This window comes from [Borrelia] tanukii, from assembly GCF_030439725.2.
GTDB lineage: Bacteria > Spirochaetota > Spirochaetia > Borreliales > Borreliaceae > Borreliella > Borreliella tanukii.
Genome location: NZ_CP124034.1, coordinates 231,619 through 249,145, shown reverse-complemented (window position 1 = coordinate 249,145; position 17,527 = coordinate 231,619). Strand labels below are relative to the sequence as shown.

At 28.9% G+C, this 17,527-nt stretch carries 15 protein-coding genes; 10 read left to right on the top strand and 5 right to left on the bottom strand.

Going from position 1 to position 17,527, the window contains the following annotated elements; all coding sequences use genetic code 11:
- Positions 1–71: 71 nt before the first annotated feature.
- The 3 genes from QIA27_RS01715 to QIA27_RS01705 all read right to left on the bottom strand — a co-directional run bounded on the left by QIA27_RS01715 (position 72) and on the right by QIA27_RS01705 (position 4,076).
- Positions 72–1,661, bottom strand: coding sequence for a glycerol-3-phosphate dehydrogenase/oxidase (locus QIA27_RS01715; RefSeq protein WP_301403505.1), 1,590 nt, complete (start codon positions 1,659–1,661; stop codon positions 72–74).
- Positions 1,662–1,768: 107 nt separating this feature from the next.
- Entirely contained in the window at positions 1,769–3,274 is a 1,506-nt protein-coding gene (gene glpK, locus QIA27_RS01710; RefSeq protein WP_301403504.1) for a glycerol kinase GlpK, read from the bottom strand.
- Positions 3,275–3,311: 37 nt separating this feature from the next.
- Entirely contained in the window at positions 3,312–4,076 is a 765-nt protein-coding gene (locus QIA27_RS01705; RefSeq protein ID WP_301353536.1) for an MIP/aquaporin family protein, read from the bottom strand.
- A gap of 408 nt (positions 4,077–4,484) precedes the next feature.
- Between QIA27_RS01705 and QIA27_RS01700 the strand changes: the two genes are divergently transcribed.
- Entirely contained in the window at positions 4,485–5,087 is a 603-nt protein-coding gene (locus QIA27_RS01700) for a deoxynucleoside kinase (protein ID WP_301353535.1), read from the top strand.
- Positions 5,088–5,150: 63 nt separating this feature from the next.
- The gene (locus tag QIA27_RS01695; protein WP_301403503.1) at positions 5,151–5,921 is read left to right on the top strand and encodes a hypothetical protein; all 771 of its coding nucleotides are present in this window, start codon (positions 5,151–5,153) and stop codon (positions 5,919–5,921) included.
- Here the strand turns inward: QIA27_RS01695 and lnt are convergent.
- Complete coding sequence (gene lnt / locus QIA27_RS01690) at positions 5,861–7,426, bottom strand: apolipoprotein N-acyltransferase (protein WP_301353532.1); 1,566 nt, start codon at positions 7,424–7,426, stop codon at positions 5,861–5,863. The genes QIA27_RS01695 and lnt overlap by 61 nt on opposite strands.
- Positions 7,427–7,574: 148 nt before the next feature.
- On the opposite strand from lnt, the gene QIA27_RS01685 reads away from it, so the two are divergent.
- From QIA27_RS01685 to QIA27_RS01650, 8 genes are all read left to right on the top strand, one after another.
- Positions 7,575–9,581 (top strand): hypothetical protein, encoded by a 2,007-nt coding sequence (locus QIA27_RS01685; RefSeq protein ID WP_301403502.1) that lies wholly within the window; start codon positions 7,575–7,577, stop codon positions 9,579–9,581.
- Positions 9,582–9,613: 32 nt separating this feature from the next.
- Entirely contained in the window at positions 9,614–10,720 is a 1,107-nt protein-coding gene (ychF, locus tag QIA27_RS01680; RefSeq protein WP_301353530.1) for a redox-regulated ATPase YchF, read from the top strand.
- A gap of 14 nt (positions 10,721–10,734) precedes the next feature.
- A complete protein-coding gene (locus QIA27_RS01675) occupies positions 10,735–11,562 on the top strand; it encodes a hypothetical protein (RefSeq protein WP_301386289.1) in 828 nt (275 codons plus the stop codon).
- A gap of 69 nt (positions 11,563–11,631) precedes the next feature.
- Complete coding sequence (rpsT, locus tag QIA27_RS01670) at positions 11,632–11,889, top strand: 30S ribosomal protein S20 (protein ID WP_301353527.1); 258 nt, start codon at positions 11,632–11,634, stop codon at positions 11,887–11,889.
- Positions 11,890–11,901: 12 nt separating this feature from the next.
- A complete protein-coding gene (locus tag QIA27_RS01665) occupies positions 11,902–12,228 on the top strand; it encodes an HU family DNA-binding protein (RefSeq protein ID WP_301353526.1) in 327 nt (108 codons plus the stop codon).
- Positions 12,229–12,636, top strand: a complete 408-nt coding sequence (locus tag QIA27_RS01660; protein ID WP_301353523.1) for a bactofilin family protein — start codon at positions 12,229–12,231, stop codon at positions 12,634–12,636.
- Positions 12,637–12,715: 79 nt separating this feature from the next.
- Entirely contained in the window at positions 12,716–14,263 is a 1,548-nt protein-coding gene (rho, locus tag QIA27_RS01655) for a transcription termination factor Rho (protein WP_301403501.1), read from the top strand.
- A gap of 60 nt (positions 14,264–14,323) precedes the next feature.
- Positions 14,324–14,569, top strand: coding sequence for a type B 50S ribosomal protein L31 (locus QIA27_RS01650; RefSeq protein WP_151551523.1), 246 nt, complete (start codon positions 14,324–14,326; stop codon positions 14,567–14,569).
- A 34-nt stretch (positions 14,570–14,603) separates the two neighbouring features.
- On the opposite strand, the gene QIA27_RS01645 is transcribed toward QIA27_RS01650, so the two are convergent.
- The gene (locus tag QIA27_RS01645) at positions 14,604–17,519 is read right to left on the bottom strand and encodes an insulinase family protein (RefSeq protein WP_301403500.1); all 2,916 of its coding nucleotides are present in this window, start codon (positions 17,517–17,519) and stop codon (positions 14,604–14,606) included.
- Between the last annotated feature and the right edge of the window lie 8 nt (positions 17,520–17,527).

Genomic DNA, 17,527 nt, shown 5'->3' with positions numbered 1-17,527 from the left:
TTAAAATGTTTAAGCTTTAAATTAAAAGGGATTGTTTAACAATCCCTTTTTTAATGGTAAATATTATTAAATTAATTTTCAATTAAATATTTTTTACTTATCTCTAAAAAGTTTTTTATTTGTTCATTTTTCCACTCTTCAGATTTATTTAATTTTTTCATCATTATTTCAGCAACTCTTGGAGCAGCTTCAATTGTAGCTTGAGGATTTAAAAGTAACGACCTTGTTCTTCTAGCTAAAACATCGTCAATAGTTTTGGCTTGCTCAAATTCAATTGAAAAAGCTATTTGAGCTTCATTTAAATCCAAATTTTCGTGTATTTTTTTGTCAAAACCTTCCATATTTTTTAGAATTTCAAAGTCACTACCATAAGCTCTAAAAGGTTCAGGAATTTTTATTGCTTCTTCTTTTTTAAGATACCCGTGTAACTTTAAATTTTCTGTGGTTGATGTATAATTTGGTATTAAATTTTTTTCTATGGCCTTGAGCAAGGTTTTTTCTGCCATTTTTCTATATGTAGTATATTTTCCCCCCGCTATTGTAATAAGATTTGAATCTGATATAAATATTTTTTCATTTCTTGAAATTTTTGAAGTGTTGCCTTCAGCTTTTGGATCCATTATTAATGGTCTTATTCCAGTATATACACTTTTTATATCTGATTTTTCTATCTTAATATTTAAATAGTTGTTTAAATTATTTATTATAAAGTCAATCTCTTCATCAAATCTTTTAGGTTCTTCTTCTATTTCTTTTATTGGAATGTCGGTACTTCCGCAAACAACACTATCATACCAAGGAATAGCGAATAAAATTCTATTATCACTAGTTTTAGGCATTAATATTGCATGATTTTTGGGGAATTTGTCTTTTTTGACTATTAAATGGCTACCTTGAGAAGGTTTGATAATGTTTAAAGCTTTTTCATCATCTAATCTTCTTATTTTATCTGAAAATATTCCTGTTGCGTTTATTATGCATTTGCTTTTCAATGAAATTTGTTCTTTTGACAATTTGTTTTGTATAATGACCCCCGAAAGTTTTCCGTTTTCCTTGTTGAATTTTTTAAGCTCTGTGTAGTTAAGGGCAATGCCCCCTTTTTCGGTAAAAGTTCTTAATAATGTTATTGCCATTCTAGCATCATCGAATGAATCATCGTAATATAGAACAGAGCATTTAAGGCCTTCTGCTTTAATATTAGGAGCTTTTTCAATAGTAGATGCTTTGGATAGTAATTTAGTTTTGCGTTTGGTAGCTTTTTCCTTCCCCATAAGATTGTGGTAATAGCTTAATCCAAAATAATAATAAGGTATTTCTAAAATGTTATAAATAGGAGTAATAAGCGCACATTCGTTAATTAAATGGGGTGCATTTTTTTCAAGAATGGCTTTTTCATGCAAAGCTTCTTTAACCAAAGAAATATTCCATTGAGCTAAATATCTTACACCACCGTGAATTAATTTGGTTGATCTAGAGGAAGTTCCTTTTGCGTAATCAAATTTTTCTATAAGTATTGCTTTATATCCTCTTGTAATTGCGTCTACTGCGATGCCAAGACCTGTTGCGCCTCCTCCAATTATTATGAGATCAAATTCTTGATTTTCAAGATCTTTTAATTTTGTTTCTTTGTTATTATTCATGGAATTTAAATATTCCTCCATTTTAGTTAATTTCTTTTCTTCTTAATTAAAGCTAGATTTGAAAAATTCGCAAAGATCATTTGTTTTAATTTTATTAAATAGCATTATAAACGTCTTGTTTTGAACTTTTATAGATTATGAGAATCCTGTATCCAGGATTTTGATCTTTCAACTGCTTTGTTCCAATTCTCAAGAAGATTTTCTCTTTGATTTTTTGGCATTGAAGGTTCAAATATTTTATCTGCTTGCCAAAGGCTTATGATTTCTTCGGCGCTTTGCCAATAACCTGATGCAAGTCCTGCAAGATAAGCGGCCCCAAGAGCGGTTGTTTCTGTTATTTTAGGTCTTACAACTTTGCATTCTAAAAGATCAGCTTGAAATTGCATTAATAGATTGTTTTGACTTGCCCCCCCGTCTACTCTTAGTTCTTTAATTTCAAAGTTGGGAACAGATTTTTTCATGGTATTTAGTATGTCAAAACTTTGAAATGCTATGCTTTCAAGAGCAGCTCTTGTAATGTGAGCTTTTGTTGATCCTCTTGTTATTCCTAGGATTGTTCCTCTTGCATAGGAATCCCAATGAGGTGCACCAAGTCCAACGAATGCTGGGACAAAATAAACCCCCCCATTATCTGGAGCAGAGCTTGCTAATGATTCTGCATCTGAACTTTTTCTGAAAAATTCAAGACCGTCTCTTAACCACTGGATTACGGCTCCACCAATAAAAACACTTCCTTCAAGAACATAGGTTACGGATTTTTTTCTTCCCCATGCAATTGAAGTTAAAAGCTTTTCGTGGTTAATAATTGGTTCTTTACCTATATTTACTGTTAAAAAGCAACCAGTTCCATATGTGTTTTTAGCCATACCTTTTTTAAGACAGGCTTGTCCAAATGTCGCTGCAAATTGATCTCCGGCAATTCCTGCAATAGGAATTTCCGCTCCAAATAGTGATTTATCTGTTTCGCCATATATTGTAGAACTTTCTTTAAGTTCTGGCAAAATTGCTTTTGGAATATTCAATATACTTAAAAGTTCATCATCCCATTCTAATGTTCTAATGTTTAACAATAATGTTCTTGAAGCATTAGAATAATCAGTTGCATGTACTTTTTTTTGAGTCAGATTCCATAATAGCCATGTATCTATTGTTCCAAAGCATAATTCACCATTTTCAGCTTTTTGTCTAGCACCTTCTACATTATCCAAGATCCACAGTATTTTTGTTCCACTAAAATAAGAATCTAGCACCAAGCCTGTTTTTTCCAAAATAATTTTATCTTTTCCTTCTTTTTTTAATTGGTCGCAAATTTTTGCAGTTCTTCTGTCTTGCCATACTATTGCATTATAAATAGGTTTTCCTGTACTTTTTTCCCATACAACTGTAGTTTCTCTTTGATTAGTTATTCCAATAGCATCAATTTCATTTGGTAAAATTCCCGAATTTGCAAGAGCTTCTGTTATAACTCCAAGTTGTGATCCCCATATTTCGTTAGGATCATGTTCCACCCAACTTGGTTGTGGATAAATTTGAGTAAATTCTTTTTGGGCAAGCCCTTTTATGTTTGCATTTTTATCAAATACTATTGCTCTTGAGCTAGTAGTACCTTGATCAATAGATAAAATGTATTTCATAATTCTTCCTTTTTATTTTGACAAAGATCAATATCTTTTAGTCTTTGTTATTTTTTAGTGTAAATTCGTAGATTGTAGCGCCTAAAATTGCTCCAATTATTGGACCAATTATTGGCACAATAAATATGCTTAGGTTGTTAAAGCCATGATTTTTAAATCCAGCAAATAAGAGTAAAATTCTTGGTCCTAAATCCCTTGCAGGATTAATAGCGTAGCCGTTCATTCCTCCAAAACTTATTCCTATTGCTAAAACCACTGATCCCACAATGAATGGAATAAATGGGTTATCATTATGGTTTTTTACAAAATCTCCAACAACAGAAATTAAAAACATTAGCAAAAAAGTTCCAAAAATTTGATCAATAAATCCGGGCAAAAATCCAGGAATAGCAGGGAAAGTTGCCATTATGCCTTGAGTATTTTCTAGGCCAGGATCTATTTCTATCCATTTAGGATAAAATACGACAAGTGTCATTAATGCGCCTGTAAATGCTCCTAATATTTGCGCTACAATGTAATGGAAAAGTTTTGAAGCGGGAAATTTTCCAACAGTTGCTAATCCTATGCTAACGGCTGGATTTAGATGTGCTCCACTAATTCTTGCTGATGTGTAAATACCAAATGTTACACCCAATCCCCATCCAAATACTATATTTGTATATCCCCCTTTTATTATTTCTCCTGATATTTCAGGACTTGAGGGAAATAATACTGTCATTGCGACAGATCCAGTTCCTAGAGCTAATAGTATAAATGTTCCCAAAAATTCCGATATAAATTCTTGGAATTTTGTATAATTCATATTTTATCTCCTTGTTTTTATAATAATTTTATTTTTTCTTAAAAAGTTTTAATTTTTGATTTTTCAATTTGGATTTATTAAATTTTTTTAATCAAATTTTGTATTATTTTTTTAAATAGTTAGGATTTTTATATTTTAGCCTCTTGCTTTCAAAAAAAATTAATATTTTTAATTATAAATTTATAAATTTCGTATTTAATATATTATTTTTAATTAAGATTAATGTCAATAATTTAAAAATTTTAATTTTTAAATTATTGATTTCTTTTATAAAAATTTGTTTAAGGATTTTTTATTTTATATTAAAATTTTTACATTGGATTTTTTTATTAAATTAAGTTTTATGTTTTAGCAATTCTTTTTTAGCTTATATGTGAGTTATTTAAGTTATTTTTGGAGGTAGACTTGGTGATTGTAATAGAAGGTTTAATTGGAGTAGGAAAAACTACTCTTGGAAATATTTTATCAAAGGAGCTAAAAGTTCCTTTTTACAGTGAACTGAATAATGATTTTACTTTGGCCATATTAGGTAAATTTTATAAGGATAAATCTAGATGGGCATTTCCAGTTCAAATTAATTTTCTCAATGAGAGGTTTAAGTTAATAAAGGGTGTGTTTAGAACAAAAGGGGGCATACTTGACAGATCTATTTATGGTGATTGCGTGTTTGCATCTCTTTTAAATTGCGATGGATATATCTCTGATGAGGAGTATAAAATATATATTGATCTTCTTGACAATATGCTTGAACATTCGCAGCGACCAAGTTTGCTTGTTTATCTTGATTGCAGTATTGATGAGGTTGAGCGCAGAATTAAAAATAGAAATAGGAGTTTTGAAATGAATATTCCCAGAGATTATCTTGAGGGTCTTAATAGTAAATATTTGAAGTGGTATAATGAATATAGCTTGTCTTCAAAGATAAAATTTTCTTACGATGATATAAATATTTTTAACGAAGAAGATAAGAATAAAGTGATTTCTTTAATTAGAGATAAACTTGTATTATAATTACTTATAGTAGATTGACATTCTTTTGTTTTATTTAAAAGTTGAGTGTTAATGGAGGTTCTTATGGGGAGATTATTTCTTCTGTATTTTTTATTTTCTTTTGTTTTTTTAAATTTGTTTGCTCAAGATAGTTCTTCTTATGTTGATAAGCAAAAAGAGCTTGCTATTTTTTATTATGAGGTTGGTCAAAGGTATATAAACGTTGGTAAAGTTAAAAAGGGAAAGCTTTTCCAAGCAAAAGCTTTAAAAATTTATCCAGATTTGAAAAAGGGAGTTAATATCAAGCTTGCAGTTAAAGAGCTTGATGCTAGGATTAAGGATGACAATTCCAAGGTTGTTATGCTTGAGGATGTTAAGCTTGAGGAAATACCTGGAATAGTGCACGAAAAAATAGAAATTAATGATTTTACAAATGCTCCTAAGATAGAATATATTGCTCAAATAGAGAGAAGCAAAAATCAAGATAAAATTATTAAGTTTCAATTTGGAAAGTTTGCAAGAGCTTTAATTTCTCAGAACTTTGATTTGTTTGCTTCTGTTATTGCAGATAAAGTTGATGTTATGGGTCAGCTTGAATCAAAAGATGATTTTATATCAACTTTGTCAAGTGCTTCATCTAAGATTGATGCGGATGAGCGAGAGTATTTATCAGTTGATGATTATTACGATTTAAAGTCTTTGAAAATTTCAAAATCCAACGATACTTCTTTTGCTGTTAATGTGAATGCCAAGAAAAATGATTTTACTAAAAATTTTCCATTTTGGAAAGAACGTCAGACTTTAATTTTTACTAAAGAGGATGATAATAATTGGTTTTTGTCTTCCATAAAGTAAAATCTTAGCGTTGTAATTAAAAACATCATCATTAATATATATATAAACGAGTCTCCAATTTTTTCATAAATGGTTGTGAATGTTGGGGACAGTTTTACAGTTGATAATAAGTAACCTTTTGTAAAAGTTTCTAATTTTTTAATGCTTTCTCCATATTCGTTGATGATTGCAGTAATTCCTGAATTTGTAGCTCTAATGGTTTTGATTCCATTTTCAATGCTTCTAAATTTAGCCACAACAAAGTGTTGCCATTCTGCTGAATTTGTTTTTGACCAAGAGTCGTTTGAAAAATTTAACAATGTATTGGCGCCTTGGATTTTATAAAACCTTGAAAGTTCTGGAAATGCATCATCATAACATATTAAGGGAGCAAATTTAAATTTTTTCAATTTCAATATTTCAATTTTATTGCCTTCAATCTGTCCCAAGATTCTAAAATTTTTTAAAAAAAAGTTTCTTACAAATTCATATTCGTAAAATGGAATTTTTTCTGCAAAAGGAACTAAGAATATTTTAGAGTATATGTTTGCAATGTTAAGGTCTGGTTCTATCATATAAATAGAATTTTGTTGAATCCCTATAGTTTTGTCGACATTTGAGGGAGCACCAACGGCAAATGGAATTTTTCGTTCTTTTATAAAATTTTTCAGCTCATTATGTAAGTCATAATTTTTAAAGTACCGGTCTTCTTTGCTAAAAGGGTAGGTTAGTACTCCTTCGCTCCAGATTACAAATTCTATTTGTGGATTTTCTTTTAAGGCTTGTTCTGTGATCTCAATAGAATCTCTTATTCCTTTCTCGTCATTTCCGGGCAACCATGGGTCAATGTTAAGCTGAATGGCTGCAATGTTTAGACTATCTATTTCTTTTGATAATAAGCTTTTTAGTTCTGTTTTTTTAAGTATTCCGTAAGTAAAAGATGTTGTTACTAACAATATTGGAAATATTGTGTTTAGCAGATTTGTTTTGTTTTTATGGATTAAAAAGTCCGCAATTCCTGAGTTTAAAAAGTAGACTGTAAATGATACAAAAAATACACCGAAAATGTCTGCTACTTGAATTAAATTGTTGAAGTTATTTACTGTGAAAGCTGCAAGTCCCCAGGGATATGCTAAAAATCCAATTGATCTTAAATAATCATAAAATGTAAAAAGCATTGTTATTGTCATTGTCTTATTTTTAAAGCTTTTTAAAGAGTAATGAAGAAAATAACCCAAAGTTAATGAATATGGAATGTATCCTATTATCACTCCTATGAATGTAATCCATCCAAATGCATGAAAAAATCCAAGCCAAAAATTTTGTAAACTGTTAGCTATTATGAAGTAAAATACTGTTAATCCTATTAATGTTTTTTTATCTTCTAGCTTGTTTAAGGCCATAAAAAACGGCACATAAGCAACAAATCCCAGGATTGAATATCCGGTTTCTTTAATTTCATTTGGAATCGCAAGTGTTGTAAGAATTCCTGAAAATGCGGCTAGGCAAAAGCATCTGGTTTTCATTTTTCCTCTTTTTTACTATTATTAGTAGTAGCATAATGATGTAATATATTTAACATTATCATTAATAATTTTATATGATAGCATTAAATTTTAGTATTTTTTTGGAAAATTTATGCTTGTAGTAGGTCTTTAAAGAGTAAAGGAGATTATGTTAGCTTTTGTTTTTATTGGTTTGTTTTTTTTAAATTTTTTCAGTTTGCATGCTCAAGGAATAGTTACCAATAAAGATGCTCAAGAAGAGTTTAAATGGGCTCTTAATTCCTATAATAATGGAATTTATGATGATGCTCTTTTATCTTTTAAAAAAATTTTAAGTTTTGATCCTAATAACCTTGATTATCATTTTTGGACTGGTAATGTTTATTACAGACTAGGTTATGTTGAAGAAGCTTTAATGGAATGGAGAAATTTAAAAGATCAAGGTTATAAGGTTCCCTATCTTAGACATTTGATTTCTACTATTGAACAAAGGAGAGGTATTTTTTCAAATTATGAACTTAACTTTAAAAAACTTGTAAAAGTTGCTTCTCTTGATAATTCTATTTACAAAAGGCCGCACGGGTATCAGATTACATCTTTGAGGGCTGATAGGTACGGTGGATATTATGCTGCTAATTTTGTAGGTAATGAAATATTGTATTTTGATGTTAATAATAATGCTAATACTTTGGTTAAAGATGGATTTAGTTATTTAAAATCACCTTATGATGTTATTGAAGTTAATAATTTGCTTTATGTGACTCTTTATTCAAGTGATGAAGTTGGTGTTTACGACAAAGTTCTTGGAGTTAAAAGGAGATCTATTGGGAAAAAAGGCACAAAAGATGGCGAATTGCTTGCTCCTCAGTATATGGCTATTGATAAGAGAAACTATATTTATGTGAGTGAGTGGGGGAATAAAAGGGTTAGTAAATTTGGACTTGATGGTGATTTTATTCTGCATTTTGGCTATAGAACTTCGGGTTACAAGGGTCTTTTGGGTCCCACAGGTGTTACTTATTTGAATGAAAATATTTATGTTGCAGATTCTTTGAGAAATACTATTGAAGTTTTTGATACTAGTGGCAATCATTTGTATTCAGTTTTTACTTCTATTGAAGGAATAGAGGGGCTTAGTAGCGATTTTACCGGTAACAATGTTATAGTATCTTCAAAATATGGTGTTTATAAGTACAATATTGCCAAAAAGACAATTACAAAAATTTTAAATGCAGATAAAGCGAATTCTAAAATTTCTTCATCTATTTTGGATGCTAATAATCAGATGATTGTCTCAGATTTTAATAATGCCAAGGTTTCAGTTTACAAGAGTGATTCAAGTCTTTACGACAGTTTAAATGTTGATGTTAGAAGAATAGTTAGACTTGGAGGCCCTAAAATTTACGTTGAACTTAATGTAAGCAGTAAAAGCGGGTTACCGGTTGTTGGGCTTAAAAGTGAAAATTTTTCAATTGCAAATGAAAATTATTATATTGTCAATCCCAAGGTAGCATACAATGTAAATGCTTCAAAAGATATTAATATAGCAGTTGTTTTTGATAAATCTTCTTATATGAAAAATTATGATTTAGATCAAATTGTAGGTTTAAATGCTTTAATGGAGTCGTCAAAAAATAAAAACTTTAGTTTTATAAATGCAACAAATGTGCCTATTATAGATAATATTGAAAGCTTGACAAGTAGTATTAAAAACACAAGTTCTCTTGGTCCTTATAGTACAGATGCCGTAAAAACAGATGTTAGTTTGAAATTAGCAGGTTCTGGGCTTATGTCAAAAAGCTCAAGAAGAGCAGTAGTTTATTTTAGCGGTGGTTTTTTAAATCGCAAAGCTTTTGAAAAATATTCTTTAGATACAATAGTAAGCTATTATAAAAATAATGATATAAGGTTTTACTTAATATTGTTTGGCAATGATCCTGTTAATAGTAAGCTTCAGTATTTGGTTAATGAAACAGGTGGCGCTATAATTCCTTTTTCTTCTTATGAAGGAGTATCTAAAGTTTATGATTTAATTTTAGAACAAAAAACAGGCACTTATTTGCTAGAATATTATTATCCAGGTCCTCAAGAGCCTAATAAATATTTTAATTTATCTGTTGAAGTAAATATAAATCAACAGACAGGAAGAGGGGAGTTTGCATATTTTATTAATTAGATTGCTTTTTGATTTTATTAGAGGTTTGAGATATGAAACTTAATGCGGGAATTGTGGGACTTCCCAATGTGGGCAAATCTACTTTATTTGCATCTTTGACATCATCTAAGGTTGAGATTGCTAATTATCCTTTTTGTACTATTGAGCCAAATGTAGGAATAGTAGAGATTCCTGATGAAAGGCTTTTAAAAATTGCAGAGTGCATTGTTCCACAAAAGATTATTCCTGCTGTTATGGAATTTGTGGATATTGCAGGTCTTGTTAAAGGAGCATCAACAGGTGAAGGGCTTGGTAATAAATTTTTGGCTAATATTCGAGAAGTTTCTCTTATTGTTCATGTTGTAAGATGTTTTGAAGAAAAAGAAGTTATTCATATTAATAATGAGATTAATCCTGAGAGAGATATAACTACAATCAATGTTGAACTTTGTCTATCAGATCTTGAAACTGTTCAAAAAAGCCTTCAAAAGCAGGAAAAAAATGCTAAAAGCACTGATAAAAAAATTAGTGAATCTTCTAAGGCAATTGTTTTAATGCTAAAAAGACTTGAAAATCATTTAAGCAATATGAATCCTGCTATTGAGTTTGAATTTGATGATTTCGAATACAACTTTATTAGATCTTTAAATCTTTTGACTTTTAAAAAAGTTTTATATGTTTGCAATGTTGATGAAAATTCACTTAGTGGCAATAAATATACAGATATTGTAAAAAATATTGCTTTGAAAGAAGGGAATGATTTTTTAGTATTATGTGCCAAAATTGAAGCCGAGCTTGCTGGAATAAAGGATATATCTTATAAAAATGAAATGTTAGAATTATTTGGAATAAATGATAGCGGTCTTAGTAATTTAATTAAAAAAGCCTATTATACTTTGGGACTTAGAACTTATTTTACAGCAGGTTTGCAAGAAGTTAGAGCTTGGACATTTAAGCACGGTATGAAAGCTCCTAAAGCTGCTGGAGTAATTCATAGTGATTTTGAGAGGGGTTTTATTAAAGCAGAAGTTTATTCTTGTGAGGATTTGTTTAAATTTCAAAGTGCTCAAAAACTAAAAGAGAAAGGGCTTATTAGAATTGAGGGTAAAGAGTATCTGGTAAGAGATGGAGATGTAATCTTTTTTAAATTTAATGTTTAAATTTATTTTATATTATGGGTAATTTATTTTTCAATAATATAAAATTAGTTAGTTTGTTTGTTTTTAATATTGTAATTTGTTTGCTTTATTTGTTTTTGTATGATACAAGTTTTTTTTACTCTGTTCTGGCACTTCTTTTAGTAAATTTTTTTGTAATTCTTTTTTATTTAAGATATTTTTGTTCCATTTCTTTTAAGGGATCTAAAATTTATTATAAGAGCATTTTTTTTAGTTGTAATTTTGATTTTAATGACATTATTTCGCTTGAAAAAAGATTGCCAGACAATGTTTTGATTTTGAAATTAAAAAATAAAAAAAAGATTAAAATTTATTTTTTGATAAGCAATGGTTCGAGTGAATTATTTAAAGAGCTTAAATTTAAAAGAAAAGATTTGTTTATCCTAAAATTAGAAAATTTTCCAATAAGATATTATTTGTCTTATGCATATCTTTGTATGTTTTTAGCTCGTATTATGATTAGTTTATTTGTTTATTATATTTCATTAAGTAATATATTTATTTTTTTATTTATTTGTTTTATTGACATTAAAGTTTTGTTGGGTGATTTTTCGGTTATTAGTAATATAGTGTTGTTTTATGAATTCAGGAAAGATTCAATTTATGAAAGGAAAATCTTTAAAAGTGAAATTTATTTTTATGAATTTTTTGAAAAAATTTTTATTACCAGGGAATTCGAATTTAACAATAAAAATTATTTGTGTTTTTCCTATAAAGGGAATCATTCGTCAAAAAAAGTATATATTTTGAATAAAAAAATTTCTTATTCCATGCAAAAGGTTTTTGAATATATTAATCAAAAGTATAATGCTGAATTAATTTAAGCTTTGATTGACTATATTTGAATTAGTTGGTATATTAAATTCATTGTTTAATAAATTAAGGAGTATCACTTGAGAAAAAATGCATCTGCATTGAAGCGCTCTCGTCAAAATTTAAAAAGAAAGATTAGAAATGTAAGTGTAAAAAGTGAATTAAAAACGATAGAAAAACGCTGTATCAACATGATTAAAGCGGGCAATAAAGACGAAGCTATTGAATTTTTTAAGTTTGTTGCAAAAAAACTAGACACTGCTGCTAGAAAGCGAATAATTCATAAAAATAAGGCTGCTAGAAAAAAATCTCGTTTAAATGTTTTGCTGTTAAAGTAAGGAAATTAGTTTATGTCTTTTCCAAGAAGACCAAAGATTACTAAGTCAGATATTGTTGATCAAATATCTTTAAATATTAGAAATAATAATCTAAAATTAGAAAAAAAATACATAAGACTTGTAATAGATGCTTTTTTTGAAGAGCTTAAAAGCAATCTTTGTTTGAATAATGTTATTGAGTTTAGATCTTTTGGTACATTCGAAGTTAGAAAAAGAAAGGGACGTTTAAATGCGCGCAATCCTCAAACAGGGGAATATGTTAAGGTTCTAGACCACCATGTTGCGTATTTTCGTCCAGGCAAAGATTTGAAAGAGAGAGTGTGGGGTATTAAAGGTTAAATGCCGGTTAATATGGTAGATTCTTATAAATGGGATTGTAAGCTGGATTCTAGTTTAACTTTTAGAGGAAAATTAAAATTTGAAGGAACTTTGTATCTCGATTCTTCTTTTGAGGGTGAAATATCTTCAAAAGGGGGTGTGCTTTTTATTGGCAAAAACAGCAAGGTTATCACCGATGTGGTAATTTGTGATACATTAATAGTAGAAGGAATTTTGAAGGGCAATGTAAATGCTGCTAGTAAAGTTTATTTAAACAGCGGTTGTAAAATATATGGGGATGTAAAGACAAAAAAAATATTTATTAATGATAATATAATTTTTGATGGTAAGTGTGAAATGATAAAGTCTAATGAAATTGTAGATTTGTTTTCTTTCACCGTTTCACAAATAAAAGATACTTTGCAATAGGTTCGGTGTTTTTTATTAATTAATAATAAGTAGATTTTTATAAAATCCTTTCTCAAAAATTTAATTCGTAGAGGAAAGTATGGATAAAAAAAATGGTGAATTTGATTTAGAAAGTGAAATAAGGCGGTTGGATATTTCTAAAGAGTTTAAAATTGAAGATAATTTGAAAAAAAAAGTGGTTAAAGTTGTTGCCAAAAAGGATTCTGCATCTAACGCAACAAAATCTGCAGATTTAAGTAGCGCAAAGGATGCAAATGGCGTAGTGTTTCCCGAATTTGATTATGATATTTCTGCTTCAGGTTTAGAAAATAATATTAAAACTTTAGAGCAAAGTAATATCATTAAGTTTTTTAATGGCAAAGATTATTTAGAGATTGAAAAACTTTATGACAAGCCAATTACAGAGGTTAGAAAAATTGTTGAAGGTCTTGGAACCAATCATACTATTGCTGTAACAATGAAAAAAACCGAATTAATATTTTTGTTGGTAAAAATATTAAGTGAAAATAATATTAATGTTTTATTTACAGGCGTGCTTGATGTGCTTAGTGATGGCTATGGGTTTTTGAGAACCGCATCAAATTCTTATCTTTCAGGAGGCAATGATGTTTACGTTTCTCCTTCTCAGATTAGACTTTTTAATTTAAGGACAGGTGATATTTTATATGGGCAAATTAGATCGCCTAGAGATGGTGAGAGGTTTTTTGCCATGGTTAAAATTAAATCTATTAATAATCAAGATCCTACATTTGCTCAAAACAGAATACCTTTTGATAATTTAACTCCTCTTTATCCTAATATTAAATTGAATCTTGAATATGAAAATTGCAATATTTCTACAAGGCTTATTAATCTTTTTTCACCTATAGGTAAGGGACAAAGGGCTTTAATAGTGTCTCCTCCAAAAGCGGGAAAGACCACTTTGCTTCAAAAAATAGCTAATGCAATAACTACTAATTATTCGGATGTTATTTTGATGATATTGCTTATTGATGAGAGACCAGAAGAAGTTACAGATATGATTCGCAGTGTTAAAGGTGAAGTGATTGCGTCTAATTTTGATGAACAAGCTAGTAGGCATGTTCAGGTAGCAGAGATGGTTATTGAAAAGGCAAAAAGGCTTGTTGAAAACAAAAAAGATGTTGTTATTTTGCTTGATTCTATTACAAGACTTGCAAGAGCATATAATCAAACTATGCCAACTTCTGGTAAAATTTTATCTGGCGGGGTAGATTCTAATGCTCTTCATAAGCCAAAGAGGTTTTTTGGATCTGCTAGAAATATTGAGGAAGGGGGAAGTTTAACTATTATAGCTACTGCTTTGGTTGATACCGGGAGTAAAATGGATGAAGTTATTTTTGAAGAATTTAAAAGTACCGGTAATATGGAATTAATTCTTGATAGAAGTTTGGCAGACAGAAGACTTTTCCCTGCTATTAATATTAAAAAGTCGGGTACCAGAAAAGAAGAGTTACTTCTTAGCGAAGAGGAGCGTTCTAAGATTTTGCTTATTAGAAGAATACTCGGAGGTGTTGATGATTATGAGGGAGTTGAAGTTCTGATAGAAAAGATGAAAAAAAGCAAAAATAATGAGATTTTTTTAAAGACAATGAGTAATGGTAGTTAAAAAAATTGACATTATTTCTAATGTAAATTAAACTTTAGTGAAGGTTGAAAGGAGGATTTTATGAGAAAAGATATACATCCTAAAAATAATTTGGTGGTATTTAAAGACGGATCAAATGGAGCAATGTTTTTAACCAGGTCTACCTTGAATTCAAAGGAAACTATTAAATATATTGATGGAAAGGAATATCCACTGATTACTGTGGAGATTACAAGCAAATCACATCCTTTTTATACTGGTCAACAAAAGTTTGTTGATGCTGCAGGAAGAATTGATAAATTTAATAAAAGGTATAAAAAGTCTTAAAAATTAGTTTTTTGCATGAAATTTTGAGAAAATATTAATAAATTTTTTTTACGTTATACTCCTTTCCTATTAATCTTTCCAGATTATTTTTTTCTTCTTCATATGTTTGGTTATTTACGAAAGCCACAATGCTATTGTGTTGTCTCAATTGTGTTAGAATCTTTTCGGATATTTCTTTAATATCTTGAGGTGTAATTGTAAAGTAGGCATCTCGAATGGTTTGTCTTAAACTATCACTAATGTTTAACATTTTTCTTCTATAGCTTTGCAAAGCTTCTGTAGCTTTAGTTTTTACATATATGTTGGTCCCTATTAAACCTATTAAGTAGGTATAAATCTCTTCATTTGTCATTTTATTATTAGCCAATTCTTCTAAAGAGTTTTCGAAAGCTTGGTACGTTTTAATAAAATTGGGGTCTCTGTAGGATGCAAAAGAGAAAATCCCGTTAGCGATCGATGCGCTTGCTCCGTATGCACCGCCTATTACCCTTATTTTTTCCCAAAAAATTCCACTTCTTAATATATGTTCCAAAAAATTTGCTTTTGGATAATTCTCATCGTTGATTTTGTAACTGGGGAAACATATGGCATTGAAAGCTACTTTTGATTGGATAATTATTATCTCTTTTAATGCTTTGTTGTTTGTCTCAATATTGAGCAATCCATTGTAATAATTATTTTCTTTTAGGTTTTCTTTTAGATTAAACAATTCATTTTCCAAGTTTTTAAGAATATCGTCAGTGTTTCCCATTATTAGTGCAGATAGATTGTTTTTTAAAATTATTTTATTTTTTAAATTGTCTAATTTATTTGCGATTTCTTTTAAAGACTCTGTATCGATTTTTATTTTTTGCCAAAATTCTCTACCTGTTATTCCATTTTGCAATTCTTTCAAATATTCATTTAATTTTAGCTTTGATTTGGATCTTAATGTTGCCAAAAGATGTCCTTTGGGGATTAATAATGATTTAAAATCGTTTTTCAAGCTTAGTGTTATTTCTTTTAATCTCTCATAATCATGGAAGTTAATATTAATTAAAATTTCCTTGATTAGTTCAAATGATTCTTTGACTTTATGGTTAAAAGATTTAAAGCTAATATTAAATGAATTTAAAATGTTTTCATTAATATCCTCGTCGTAACTTTCAGATATATTTATTTGCCCCAAAGTATTTTGGATTTTGTTGTTAATATCTATATAAGAATAGTTTCTTGTAGATAAATCTTGGAGAGCTCTTTTGAATAAAGACAGGTATACATAATCTTCTTTTTCTAAAAAATTTAGTTTAAAAAATAAGTTTACATTAAAAATATTGTTATTCTTAAATTTAAAAGAATGTAGATTTAGTTCTTTTATTTCATTAAGATCCAAACTTTTTTCTATTTGTTTTGGCAAGTCTTCTATCTTTAGTAGAGGAAGTTTTGCTATATCTGCTTTAGAATCTTTTTTATTTTGGTATTTTTTGAACTGATTAAAGTCTTTTTTAAATTGTAAAAATTCTTCTGGATTTTGTTTAATTTCAATTTCCTTTGCCATTAATTTTTTTTCAATTTCTTCTTCCATTTCTTTTTCTGTATCATGCGATGGAATAAAGCTTATTAATGTGTAATGATTGTTAAGTATTAGATATTTTTCGATTAAGTTTTCGAAGTAATAAATTCCTTTTTCCAATTTATTTGTAATTTCATTTATATAGTGGCTTGTTTGTAATGTTTTAATTGGGTGCATGCCATTTAGCCATCCTTTGAAACTTTTTATCATTAAAGCGATGGGGAAATTTTGCCCTTTTTCTTCTTTTAGAGCAAATTCGTAGCCAAAAAGAATTCCTTTTATTAGGTCTTTTGGAATTTTATTTTTTACTAAATTTTTAAGCTCATTGAAAATTAAATTTTTAAATTCTTTTTCTTTTTTTTCAACAACATTTTGAAGTCCAAATGAAAAAATGGATTCTTTTAAATCCGTATTGATTCCGCTAATAGGGGCTATATCTTCTCCAATCCCGCTTTTTAAGATATTGATTGTGAATGAACAAGAATCATCTAAGAGTATTTCTGAGAGAATTTCAAGACCAATGCTGTCTTCAATATTGTTAATTTCTGTACAAAGCCAGTTTATTGTGTATACCCCAAGGGTATTATCGTTTTCTTTAGGAATTTTGTATGTTAATTTTTTCCCTTTTTCCCATCTTTTAACATTTTCTATTTCAATATTAACATTGCTTTTTTCCTTTTTATAAGGCCTTATTATATATTTTTCAATGAAATTTAGATTTTTTTCAGTCTGAGTGTTTCCGCATAAAAATATTTTGCAGTTTTCAAGTGTATAATATTTTTTATAAAAATCCAAAAAACTTTCATAGGTAAGATCAATAATATTTGTTGGAATCCCGCCCGAATCGTATTTATATGCTCCCTCTTCAAAAAGAGAACTACTTGCTATTTCGTTGATTAGAGAATTTTTATTTGAGTAGCTGCCCTTCATTTCATTAAAAACAATTCCAGATACTTTGAAATCTTTTGGATTTATATTGTATCCTTCTTGCATAAATGCTTCTTTTTTAAGCAATGGGTGAAATATAGAATCGGCATAGATATGAAATAAATTAAAATAGTCTTTTTCGATTGTTGATGCTGCTGGGTAGATGGTTTTGTCTGGGAATGTCATTGCATTTAAAAATGTGTTTAGGCTTCCCTTTAATAGATAAAGAAATGGATCTTTTATTTTATATTTGTTAGAACCACAAAAAATTGTATGTTCTAAAACATGTGCAACTCCAGTGTTGTTTGAAGGTATTGTCTTGAAAGCTATGCAAAATGCATTCTCTTTAAAAGAATCGCTTTTTAAGTGAAATATTTCAAGACCGCTGTCGTGTTTAAAATAAGATCCTTCTGCATCATATTCTTCTAAATAAGTTTTTGAAATTAGCTTAAAAATTTTTTTCTTTTTCATTTATGGTT